This is a genomic window from Streptomyces sp. NPDC057565, from assembly GCF_042801455.1.
Taxonomy (GTDB): Bacteria; Actinomycetota; Actinomycetes; order Streptomycetales; family Streptomycetaceae; genus Streptomyces; species Streptomyces yanii.
Genome location: NZ_JBHVFU010000115.1, coordinates 1 through 11,477, shown reverse-complemented (window position 1 = coordinate 11,477; position 11,477 = coordinate 1). Strand labels below are relative to the sequence as shown.

The window sequence follows — 11,477 nt, the reverse complement described above, 5'->3', positions numbered from 1 at the left end:
AATCTGAGGTATGGGACCGTGTGACGCCGACACGGATCATTATGGCAGCAATTCAGATTATTCTCCGGTCTCGCTGGGAGGACGGGGTTTCGTCACGCACTGTTTGGAGGGTGAGCCTCAGCCGTCCTGGTCACAAGGCGGGCGCGACGGCTTATTAGCCTCGTGCTTTCGCGCGGACAGCCGTCCGAGGCTTGACAAAAAAGCGAGACCTGCTCCTGACCTGCGACTATAGGCATTGTCGAAGGTTCTGCCGGTCGCGAGACAAGAAGCACTTCCCAGGTGAAGAAGCGTATCGGGTCAGGTAATGCCTGGCGTGGCTTCGGCGTTGTAGCTGACGGCAACCTCAGCGGACGAGGGAGGTGCAGAGTGTCGGTTCGTTGCCGTCGGTTCTGGCTGTTTGGCCGGTCGCGGTATTTTCCGCGCCGGGGCGCCGGCCGCGGTCACGCCCGACCGAAATTTGGGCCACTGCCTCGAATGTGTCGCGCGAACATTTCAGGATCCGCGAGCGCACCTTTGTCCCGGCCCGTCGGCCCCCGCTACTCGGGTCAGCACCTCCGCCATCAGCTTAAAGGTTTCTCTCGTCCCATTGGCGTCGAACTGCGGTAACAGGATAGCCGTCCGTTGATCTCGAAAATTGATCGCAAAGCCAAGCTTCCCAAGCTAGGATCGTACTTGAAAGTTCGTGCATTCGAATGGGGAGGGGAAAACTCAATGCGCAAACTCCAGGTGCTGGCGATGGCTGGCATGCTGACGTTTGGAATAACGTCCACAGCCAGCGCGACTACTGAAGAGATCCTGCAGGAGCAGATCGAGCAGGTCCTCGCGAACACCGAGGGAGGTGTACAGATCAGTATGAACGAAATCGCTTGGGAGGGCGGAGAGGTGATCATGTCTTTCCCGATGCCCGGAGAGGACCAGGCTCCCGCCAGCAGCCCTGCCGCGCAGAGACTCCAAGCTAAGGTAGCTGGCGAGTCCGCGAGACCCGTTGAACCGGTACTGGACCAAGAAACGGCCGAGGTGACGGATAACTGCCCGACTCAAATATTCGGCAACGACTGGTACTGTTTCTACCAGAACTCCAACTTCGGGGGACGCCGACTGCAGTGGAATGCAACGCACAGGTCGCCCGTTTACTTCTCGAAATACGATTTCGACAACGAGGTTTCATCTTGGTCTAACAAGGGGGGTAAGAAAATTACCGTCTATGAAGATTTTTGGACGAGCGGCCCTACGTGGCTCTGGAGTGAATATGCCCACTCTAGAGACACCTACGTCGGCGGCACGGCTGATAACCGGGCGGATTACTTCATCACCAGCTGAGTGATTGCCCTTAGGGTGTGCGGCACGGTGTGCCGCACACCCTAAGTACTTTTAGCTCGCGAGATAGGTGACGTAGGCGATCACGGCTGGTGTTTTCACATTCAACGCTCCAGCGGATCCAGTGAGTTCTTCCTCGTAGCTCAAGAGCTTTCCCGATTGGGGATCAACTATCACGCTGTACTGTGTATCCAGTCCGCGGTAGTTGGAGTTCACAGAGAAACCTGCTCCAGTCCGTCCGGCGCGATCAACCACCTCGCCCCTATAAGAGACCCCTGGCGCATTGGCGATCATGCCGAGGATCCAAGCTCGTTGCCGGGGGGAGAAGCTGTTGTCCAGATACACCTCTCGTATGCGACTGAATAGTTGCCCTGAGTCGAGTTGCGGTGATCCCTGCGTTAGCCATTTCCGCATTTCTTCCGCCTGCGCTGGCGGGGGAATGGTTCTATCCCTCGGTCCGGCAGATCCGGAGAGATCCCTGGGCTCGTCACCGACAGCGCCAGAGTCTTCCCATTCCTTGCGCTGTTTGTCGGACTCGAACTGCGGCTTCTGAGTTCGCGCCTTCCACCTCTGAGACCCGTCGAGCTTGACCCAAGTCTTCCTGTGCTCAGGGATTACCGCCGAGGTGACTTGAACTCCGTCGATGCGTGTCGACAGCGACCAACTGTCCTGGATATATAGGTGTGTTGTACCAGGGCGCGAATCATCAGGGAGGTTTTCCGTTCGCTTCGCGATCCTATCTAGAACGTCGGCCGCTGGACGGTCGCTTGTCTGGTAGCTCAGCGACGCTGGGGTGACCGCGAGGGCTGGCTGCGGGGCAACGCCCCCCAACTGTGTCAGGGCGAGAGCGAGGGAAAGCGTCACGGTTGCGGCTGCGCCCACAACCCAACGTGACTTCATAGAAGACAGGTGTCGAGATTCACCCGTCAGCGTTCGCTGGGCAGAGAGAATCTGACGCATTGTCGTTTCGTCTGGCTCTGCTTCAGACTGCACCGGGTCAAGGGCCCTAAGCTGATCGTCGGTCTCATGCATCTGCACCACCCCACTTCGCCTGGCCTGTTCGCTGTTTAGGCAACGAAGACAGGACCGGTCCACTTTCGGCCAGAACGTCGATTCCCCGTCTCAGGCGCTTCCGGGCGCGGTGCAGACGAACTTGCAGGGTAGGGATCGTGCAGCCCAGAGCCTTGGCGGCTTGGGGAAGCGTCAAATTGTCCCACAGAATGAGACGCAGTACCTCCTGATCGTTTTCGTTCAGGCCATCGAAGACGGTGGCTATGGCTTCTTGCTGCGCCACCAAGTCTGAGTGGTCACCTGTATCACGATGAGGCTGAGCCGCCAACAATTCGACGAGGCGCAGTCGGCGTTCGTGTGAACGGTAGGCATTGGCCAGAGCATTCCGAGCTACCCCATATAGCCACGGCAGCTCGGCGTCAGCAGGCACGTCACCCAGCCGTCGCCACGCCACCAGAAACACCTCGGCCACCAAGTCGGCCGAATGATCAGCGAGAATCCGCCGCCGCACGTAGGCATCGACAGCTCCGTAGTGCTGGCGGTACATCTCTGTGAAGCGTTGTTCGTCAGTTGAAGTCTCCACATTCCCCTCCAGCCTGTATATGTCCTCCAGAGGCGGCAACTTACAGGCACATGAGCATCGCTCAGATGGGGGGCAGAATCGCAGGGCTGATGCGTTCTCAGATGTCGAGATGAGGGGTTCGCACCGGTGTGGTGCGCGGTGGTCGATGTGCCCGACTGGAAATGACGAACGCGACTCCCGATGATCAAGGTTCTCGAAGCCGAAGATCATGAACAGGGGTCGCGTTCGCGTGCCATCTTCCCTGATCGACGCCTTCGCGCGCCACCACGAGGACGTTGACCTCCCATGCCCGCTCATCGAACTGCCCGGCCTGTGCACGGGGGCGGTCACGGAGGCGCGGGCTGTCATGTGGCGGAGCCGGCTCGCGGACAAGCGTGCGCTGCTCATCCTTGACAACGCGGCCAGCTACCGGCAGCTGGAACCGCTGCTCCCGGTGGGGGCGGCTGTCTCGTCCTGGTGACCAGTCGTAAGCGGCTGGCGGCGAACGAGGAGGTGGTTCTGGCTGTGGACGCGCTGCCGCCGGGGCACGCGGTCGACCTTTTCGTACGGCTCAGCGGGCGGCCGGCGGACAGTCTCGACCGGGCTGTCCTTGAGGAGCTGGTGGGGCTGTCCGGCAATCTGCCACTCGGGGTGTCCCTGCTGGCGGCGCGGCTACGGCACCATCCGTCCTGGAGTGCCGAGGACCTCCGGGAGCGGTTGGTGCAGGCCCGTGACCGGCTGGGGGAGCTGCGTGCCGGTGAGCGTGAGGTCTCCGCGACGTTCGGGCTGTCGTATGCGGATCTGCCCGTGGAGCGGCAGAGGTTCTTTCGGTGTCTCGGGTTCTACCCTGGTACTGACATCGACGCGTTCGCCGGTGCCGCGCTTGCGTCAGTTTCGGTCGCCGAGGCCAGCCGCTGCCTCGATGCCCTCTACGACGATCACCTGATCGACGAACACCCGGGGAGCAGGTACCGGCTCCACGATCTCTTACGCGACTACGCCCGCGGTCTCGCTGACGAGGGAGGGCACATGGAGCACGTCGAGACTGTTCAGCGTGTGTGCGGTTACTACTTGGCCGCTCTCACCGTGGCAAACAGGTACATCGTCCGCAGCGGCGCGGTCGCGTCGCCGGTGCCGGACGACGTCCTGCAAATGGAGTCCCCGCCCATGGAATCGCGTACGGCGGCCCTGGGGCGGTTGGAGAACGAACGGCCCAACGTCCTCACCTGCATCCGGCGGGCGAACAGCCTTGCCCTGTACGACGTCGTGATCCGTCTGGCCGGAGCAATGCTCAAGACCTGTGGATCGGACCCGGGTTGGATGCGAAGGGCGTACCTTCCCGGGTGATCGATTGACTGGAATCGAGTAGGCCGACGTTGGCCCGTCGGCTGGGAAGGTACGCCCATGCTCACGGTAGTCACCGAGGACGGCTCGACGCGAGGCGGGTCCTTGATCGACGAGATCGTCCGGGAGGGCGCCAGGCGGATGCTGGCCGCCGCTCTGGAGGCCGAAGTTGACGCCTACATAGCCGAGTTGGCAGATGAGAAGGACGAGCGCGGGCGGCGGCTCGTGGTCCGCAACGGACACCACCAGCCCCGGAACGTGACCACCGCGGCCGGGACGGTCGAGGTCAAGGCTCCCCGCGTGAACGACAAACGCATCGACGAGGAGACGGGCGAGCGCAAGCGGTTCTCCTCGGCGATCCTGCCGCCCTGGGCGAGAAAGTCCCCGAAGATCAGCGAGGTGCTGCCGCTCCTCTACCTCCACGGGCTGTCCAGCGGGGATTTCGTGCCCGCGCTCGAGCAGTTCCTCGGCTCCTCGGCCGGCCTGTCACCGGCCACCGTCACCCGGCTGACCACCCAGTGGCAGGCCGACCATAAGACGTTCAGCGAGCGCGACCTGTCCGCCACGGACTACGTCTACGTCTGGGCCGACGGCATTCACCTGCGGATACGCCTGGAGGAGGCGAAGGCCGTGGTCCTGGTCGTCATGGGCGTGCGCGCGGACGGCACCAAGGAGCTGATCGCGATGGCCGACGGCTACCGCGAGTCCTCGGAGTCCTGGGCGAGCCTGATGCGGGACTGCCAGCGGCGCGGCATGCGCGCTCGACGGACTGCGCGAGGGCGAGGCCGTCGAACTCGGCACGCTGACCAAGGCGTTCCCCGGCGTCGATGACCATGGCGGTACGTTCCGCACCCACCTCGAACTCGCTTCCCTGGCCATCGCGCTGAAGCGGCGGGTGGTTGTCCTCCAGGCCGTCGAGCACGCACAGAGCAACGACGGCAATCCGTTCGAGAACTTCACCCGCGAACTCAGGCGCGATCAGCAGCGCCTCGATGAAATGGAGTCGAGCATCGCCGGTGTCCTGGTGCGCCTGTCGGCACTGGAGCTGGCACGCCCGAGCGGCTTGCGGGCGCCCGTCTTCACGACCGGTGAAGTGGATCGCCTCATGAGCGCGGCGCACCGGATTCACCAGCTGGGCCGTGGCGTCACAGTCAACAGCCGTACGACAGACGTGGCGATTGAGATTGCCCGCGACAAGGACGGCTCGGTGGTCGTGTTCCCCGCGTTGCCGGCGTAGACGTATCGGTGTGTTCGGCAATGCGCGCAGGGCGCTGTCGCCCCAAAACGCCGATCAGTAGCGGCGGGCAGCCCGGACCGGGACCGTGGTGGGTGCCGCGCAGGGTACTGAAGGCGTTGTCGTGATCGAAGGCTGCCTCGATCCACAGCGCGCAGGATGGTGGTCGTCCAGGGCAGGCGGGCCAGGACCCCACTGGGACTCAGGAGCGGCAGGCAGAGGCTGGCGTACCCGGTGACGCCCGGGTGAGGTCGAGAACTGGCGTGAGAATTAGCCGAATTCATGGTGCACTCCGCACCGGGAACTAGGTTGCGCACCGGAACCCTCGGCTTGCACGGATGAGTTGATGCAAGATGGCATGGTGTCAAGTCTCCGCAGCGACCCTCGTACCTCCGCTGCTGTCCGCGGCAGCGGCTGGGTAGGCAACTCACCACAGGCCGAGCAGTTACTGACGCATCTGGCGCCCGGTGAGCGGGTCGAGTCGCTCTTCACCACTCTCCGGTTCCACGGCGCGCTGACCGGTCAGCGTCTCCTCCTGTGGCGGGGCACCTTCAAGGTGGAACACATGGAACTGCGCCGTCCCCTCACCGTCCTGGGGAGTGGGAGTCAGTCGCGGTTCGGCGAGGCGGTCGTGCTCGACGGCCCAGAGGGGGTGATGGAGCTCAAGCCCCTTTCGCCGGTGGTGGCCCGTGCTTTGATCGACGCCGGTCGGCCTGGCGATGACGACGGCCCGGGCACTCCTCCGTACCTCGCGCAGGGCGACAGCGACGCCTCCGGGATTCCCCGAGCACACCCGGGGAATCCCGGCCGGGCATCCACACCTCCGCATGCGAAGGAATGCACCGGCTCACAGGAGAGGGTGTTCCGCGCGAGAACCATCCGCACATGGCAGGACGCCGAGCTCGCCGCCGTCGACCACATGCGCAGTATCGGCTTCGCCGAGGCACAGGTGACAGGTTCCGGCGCGGACGGGGGTATCGACGTGATCGCCCACGATGCCATTGCGCAGGTGAAGCACTACGGTCAGCCGATCGGTGTCGGCCCCATCCGAGAACTGCGGGGGGTGGCGGACGCGCACCATCACCTGCTGTTCTACGCGTCCGGCGGCTATACGGCCAGTGCCCTGAAGTTCGCGGACGAGAGGGGGGTCGCGCTGTTCTCCCTCCTGGAGCTCGGCCACATCACTCCAGTGAACGCGGCAGCGTCTCGGCTGTCTGCTCGCCAGGACCGGACCGCCGGGTGGAGCCGGACGACGCCCAGCTGGAGTCAAGTGGCTTCCGGGCGCGGGCAGTCCCCGAACTCGCGCGCGATCCAGCGCGCCGCTGAGCTGGAGGCCCAGCGCCAGACCGTGCGCCGCCTGATCACTAGCGTCCGTGCGCAGACGAGTGTGGTTCACGCGCTGCCGTCCAACCGGTATACCAAGGACCGCATCAAGACACTGAACGCAGCGCACAAACTGACGGAGCGGGCGGAAGTCCTCCTGGCCAAGTCGCAGGCGGACTTCCAGACCCACGGTGGCCGGAAGCGACTCATCGCCATGGCCGACGAGAAGGCCCGCGAAGCTGCCCTGAAGCTGGGGATGCGTGTCTGAGGGCACGGCAGGCAGGAGATTCTGTCGTTCTCATGGTCCATCAGGGGCTCGGCCGGGAGACCGTTCCTGATGCGGAGCTCGAGTCCCACCGGGCATGGAGGCTCTGCTGCTGCGGCAGATCTGGCGCTACCGGCGGCGAGTGGACGGTTGATCCGACGTCCGAGACCGAACTCGCAGAGGTTCGACGCATCCAGGGTGGGTACCCTGATCACTTCTTCGATTTCTGGAGCCTGGTGGCATGGACGCGTTTCCTCCCCATCTCGATGATCAGGCCGGCGGCCTTGAACGTGAGGTTGAGGGCGACGCTGTCGGGGACCTGCTGGTCGGGGCCGAGGTGTCCGGTGATGTAGTCGCCCATCTGGACATCCGGGTCCAGCCGCCTGAGGACCATGTAGGCGATGGACTCGGCCTCGACCTCGTTGCGGGCATGGGCCGTGGCGCGTTCCTCGTCCGAGCGGGGCCGCAACCGACGGTCGGGCCAGGTCTCCCCAGGACCTGCGCCGAGGTGTCCGCAGAACAGGTGCCCGAGCTCGTGGGCCAGCGTGGCGTACCGGTCCAGCAGGGGCAGATTCCGGTTGACCTCGATCTCGAACAGCGTCGGGTACGTCTCCGGTCGATCCCCGGGCCTGCTGCCAGGACGCCCGACGAAACCGCCGGACCCGCTCGGGTACGTGCGCCCGCAGGAGGAGGCCGCGTGGTCGACCAAGGTCAGCCGGATTCCCAGGGGCGCCAGGTTCGACTCCGTGTGGTGCCAGACCTCCGCGACTTCCTTCTCACCGGCCCGCGATGACACCGACACAGGGGCGGTGACCTCCTTGGGCAGCGCCCGGGCTCCCGGCAGGGCTTCTGTGTCCCCGACGTCGTACACGAGCATGTAGGGCCCCCGGGGCTGGAAGATCAACAGCGGTTGGGCACCGGGTCTGAGTACCCGCCGGTACTTCGACTTCCACTCCGAGGAGGACAGGACGTAACGCGCGCCCGGCCTCTGGATGTGGACCACCATCGCATTGAACGGGGCGTACCGTTTGAAGCGTCCGACGAACTCGAGCATCTGCACGTAGTCGGCGGACGAGCGATAGCGCTGGGCACCTCGGACGAGATCGTCGATCGACGCCTTGGCCAGGTCCGCCTGAGAGACCTCGACCTCCTCGTCCCAAGGAAGATCCAGCCCGTACTGCGCGATCACCGGTTCTTCGTGCTCCAGCGGAATTTCACGCAGCCGCTTCCAGGCCGCGAGCTGTTCTCCGGCCCAGCCGGGTTCGACCATGTGCGCGAAGGACAGCAGCCCGGTGACATGAGCGTCCAGTTCGGCCAGATCTCCGAACTTCTGATGATGGCAATGCTGCACGACACCGAACGACGCGGCCCCTCGCACATGCATGGTGATGCGGCGCTTGTACGCGCGCGTCAGGCGAGGAGTGGGGCCGTCGACGACGATGCCCAGTACGCTCCGGCGAGCACCGGGGCGAGCCACATAGGTCTTCTTCGCGTTGAGTCTCATGCCCAGCGGTTCCAGGGCCCTCTTCACCTCGGCGACGAGACGGTCCACGCGGTCGTGGGGCACGGGACCACGGCTGGAGAAGTACATGTCGTCGCTGTAGCGGGTGTAGCGCAACCCCAAGGACTCGGCCCGGTGCGAGACGACCTCGTCGACGTCGCGCATGACGATGTTCGACAGATACCCACTGGTGGGAGCGCCCTGCGGCAGGAAGCCCTCGCGGGTGTGCTTGTGGACCAGGGCGGGCCGGCGGACGGAGAAGTGCTGCCCGGTGGTCTCCAGGTACACGTCGCGGTGTCCGGTGCCACGGTTCGTCCAGGTCTGGTTCGACGCAGGCGGTGACACGGTGACCAGCCGGGCCGTGGTGTACGCACCGAGGGTGCGGCCGACACGGCGCAGGCCGATCTCCGGGCAGCCGTCGTCGTCCTCCACGAGTTCGATCCGGTACTCAGGTCCCGCCGTGCGGGGCCACGCGTCCTTCAGGGCCGCGTGGACATGCCGCTCCCGGATGCTCCCGAAGAAGTCGGCGATGTCCAGGCGGATCACGGTGTGGGCCCGCAGATGGACTGCCGCGCAGTCCACGACCGAGCGGCCCCGTCGATACGCGAACGCTGCCGGGTGTGGCTGGAACCTGGCTGGAAGAGTGCCCAGACGGGCCAGGATCTCCTGCTGCATCCACGACAACCGGGGGATGGGGGCGTGCAAGGTCCGAAGTCCGCCACGAGGTTTGGGTATCCGGTGCTCGGTGTACGGGTAGATCGAGCCGCTGACCACCGCCTGGAGGAACTCCGCGGGGCTGAGATCCGCGAAGTCGTCTGCCGTCGTCATCGAACCGCCCCGTCCCCCGTCGGTGAGACGCAGCCGACGAGCCTCACCTTGAGCTGTTCCACCGCCCCTGCACGGGCGGCCGCTGTATCCCTCCGCCACCCTGTGACAAGCACAGGGCTCGACCCCTAGCATCCGGTGTGATCAGCACCCAGACGTCAGGACCGGAGGGCCCATCGCAAGGGATGGGTTCCTGAGACCCGTCGACTGCGCTGAGGAAGATCGTAGCTGCCCGAAGTATCGAACCCACCGGTTCAGGTCACCTGACGGCGCACCGAACCTGGCGGTCCTACTGCAGCGTTGGGCAGGAGGAAGGCCGTCAGTGGTCGTGGGCTCGGAGGGCTTCGTAGATACGCGTTGCCGGTCTTGTCGTCCGAGCAGCAAACCCCACCAGGCGTGGCCACACACTGTTCAAGGCGCGCCGACAACTCGGCCCGGACGGACTTGCCGCCGGGTGGGTGGGGGACGCATTCCCACCGGTCGGAGAGAGCGGCGACGAGCAACAGGCCACGTCCGCCCGTGCGGTCGGCGTGACACGACCGACATCGGACGTTGCGAGGCCACTTCGGCGACAACTCTCCGTGAAGGCTGACGGTTACTCAGGCTTCTCTGACGTGCCGTCAACCATTCAAGATCATCTTGCACGTGCGTTGCACAAGGTGCTGAAAAACAACAGTGATCAGTGGAGGGCTGTGAAGGTACGTATCCGCAGGTCAGCTGGCATGTTGAGGTGTCGTGCCCCTTGCCCCCAAGGGGCACGACACCGCGCCGGTCAGATGTCCCGGAACTGACGCGGATGTCAGTGAGCTTTTTCCAACCCGGCAGCGGCCTGGGTGTACGGGGTGTCGGTGGCGATGCGGTCGAGGCCATGGCCGCCCTCAAGAGCTGGCGGCTCCTGCGCAAGCTCCGCTGCACAGCAACCGGATCACCGGCATCGTGAAGGCCGTGCTCGTCCTTCGCCACGCCTCAACCTGAGGTTGGAAAAGGCTCTGTCCATAGCGGCTCGGCGGCATCGGCGGTGACAACATGAACGCGGCCGTAGCCGTGCTCGTCCAAGAGCCGGCGCGCGCGTCCGGTGACGACGGGGTCGATGTCCACGGTGACGACTTCACCGTCCGCGCCGACGAGTTCGGCTAGGTAGGCCGCGTTCAGCCCGCCCGAACCGATCTCCAGCACCCGCATCCCGGGCTTCACCTGGGCCTGCTCCAGCATCATGGCCTGGATCTGCGAGGCGGAGACGGAGCTGAGCTGCACACCGTGCTCGTGCGTCTTGGTGATCACGACTGCACTCCCGCGCAGTTCCGGCCCCAGCACGCCGCCGGGTGTTGTCAAGTTGCTGTTTCGGCAGACGAGTTGAGGTGTGCTGGAGGGGCGTTCGGCCGGGCTGGGGGCTTCCTGGTCAGGCGGTCGTGAGGGCTCCGGTGACGGTCTTCCAGATGCGGAACCGTTCGGTCATCTCGGTGCGGTAGTCACTCACTGTGATCAGATGGCGTCGGGGGAAGCGTGGCTGGAGATCCGGCTGAAGGCGGCAAGGAACCTCTGGGCCGCTCCGCTGGAGCGGAAGCCCTTCATAGCGCGCTCGCGCTGCCTCGTGGGCTGATGACTGCTCTCGGCCCTGTTGTTCAGGTACTTCGAACTGCGGTGCTCGACCGACGGCATGACCTCGCGGTGGGCGGCACCTTAGCTTAGCTGCGGAGCTTGTCCGTGACGATCACGCGGGGTACGTACTCGAGGGCCTTGAGAAGCTTGCGGAAGAAGCGCCTGGCTGCGGCCGTATCGCGGCGGTCCTGGACGAGAATGTCGAGGACGTTGCCGTCCTGATCGACCGCGCGCCACAGGTACCGCATCTTCCCGTTGACTTTGATGAACACCTCATCCAAATGCCATTTGTCGCCGGGACGCGGCTGCCGGCGGCGCAACTGCGTGGCTTAGACCGACCGGCAGTAGGCGTGTGTAGGCCGCTGATTGCACCCCGGGCGCAAGGCAGGCACGAGCCTGAGGTGATCATGGAGTCCTACCTTTCAAGCGTGGGTTTCCGCTGGTCATTCGTAAGATCGACGGGCCCGGGGGCTCCGGGTATGGCTGTCATGGAGGA

The 11,477-nt window shown here is 64.7% G+C and carries 7 protein-coding genes and 4 pseudogenes; 6 read left to right on the top strand and 5 right to left on the bottom strand.

Going from position 1 to position 11,477, the window contains the following annotated elements; genetic code table 11:
• The first annotated feature begins 711 nt into the window (after positions 1–711).
• A complete protein-coding gene (locus ACFU8W_RS50925; RefSeq protein ID WP_384052655.1) occupies positions 712–1,320 on the top strand; it encodes a peptidase inhibitor family I36 protein in 609 nt (202 codons plus the stop codon).
• A gap of 51 nt (positions 1,321–1,371) precedes the next feature.
• Here the strand turns inward: ACFU8W_RS50925 and ACFU8W_RS50920 are convergent, their stop codons facing one another.
• On the bottom strand, positions 1,372–2,349 hold the full coding sequence (locus ACFU8W_RS50920; RefSeq protein ID WP_384052654.1) for a CU044_5270 family protein: 978 nt from the start codon (positions 2,347–2,349) through the stop codon (positions 1,372–1,374).
• Complete coding sequence (locus ACFU8W_RS50915) at positions 2,342–2,911, bottom strand: RNA polymerase sigma factor (RefSeq protein WP_384052653.1); 570 nt, start codon at positions 2,909–2,911, stop codon at positions 2,342–2,344. The genes ACFU8W_RS50920 and ACFU8W_RS50915 overlap by 8 nt, the downstream gene beginning before the upstream one ends.
• Positions 2,912–3,140: 229 nt before the next feature.
• Here ACFU8W_RS50915 and ACFU8W_RS50910 point away from each other — a divergent pair, with 229 nt between their 5' ends.
• The 5 genes and pseudogenes from ACFU8W_RS50910 (at position 3,141) to ACFU8W_RS50890 (ending at position 7,059) form a co-directional block, all read left to right on the top strand.
• Positions 3,141–3,371, top strand: coding sequence for a hypothetical protein (locus ACFU8W_RS50910; RefSeq protein WP_384052652.1), 231 nt, complete (start codon positions 3,141–3,143; stop codon positions 3,369–3,371).
• Positions 3,368–4,237, top strand: coding sequence for a hypothetical protein (locus tag ACFU8W_RS50905; RefSeq protein WP_384052651.1), 870 nt, complete (start codon positions 3,368–3,370; stop codon positions 4,235–4,237). The genes ACFU8W_RS50910 and ACFU8W_RS50905 overlap by 4 nt, the downstream gene beginning before the upstream one ends.
• 57 nt (positions 4,238–4,294) lie before the next feature.
• Positions 4,295–5,020: pseudogene (locus tag ACFU8W_RS50900) on the top strand (transposase); the annotation flags it as partial.
• Positions 4,992–5,471 (top strand): annotated as a pseudogene (locus ACFU8W_RS50895) (hypothetical protein); the annotation flags it as partial. The pseudogenes ACFU8W_RS50900 and ACFU8W_RS50895, both read left to right, overlap by 29 nt.
• Before the next feature lie 355 nt (positions 5,472–5,826).
• Positions 5,827–7,059 carry a restriction endonuclease gene (locus ACFU8W_RS50890; RefSeq protein ID WP_384052650.1) on the top strand — a complete coding sequence of 411 codons (1,233 nt, stop codon included), beginning with the start codon at positions 5,827–5,829 and terminating at the stop codon, positions 7,057–7,059.
• A 208-nt stretch (positions 7,060–7,267) separates the two neighbouring features.
• On the opposite strand, the gene ACFU8W_RS50885 is transcribed toward ACFU8W_RS50890, so the two are convergent.
• The 3 genes and pseudogenes from ACFU8W_RS50885 to ACFU8W_RS50875 all read right to left on the bottom strand — a co-directional run.
• Positions 7,268–9,385 carry an RNA-directed DNA polymerase gene (locus ACFU8W_RS50885; protein ID WP_384052649.1) on the bottom strand — a complete coding sequence of 706 codons (2,118 nt, stop codon included), beginning with the start codon at positions 9,383–9,385 and terminating at the stop codon, positions 7,268–7,270.
• 993 nt (positions 9,386–10,378) lie between these two features.
• Positions 10,379–10,669 (bottom strand): annotated as a pseudogene (locus tag ACFU8W_RS50880) (methyltransferase domain-containing protein); the annotation flags it as partial.
• Between the two features lie 225 nt (positions 10,670–10,894).
• Positions 10,895–11,310, bottom strand: a pseudogene (locus tag ACFU8W_RS50875) (IS6 family transposase); the annotation flags it as partial.
• Positions 11,311–11,477 lie beyond the last annotated feature (167 nt).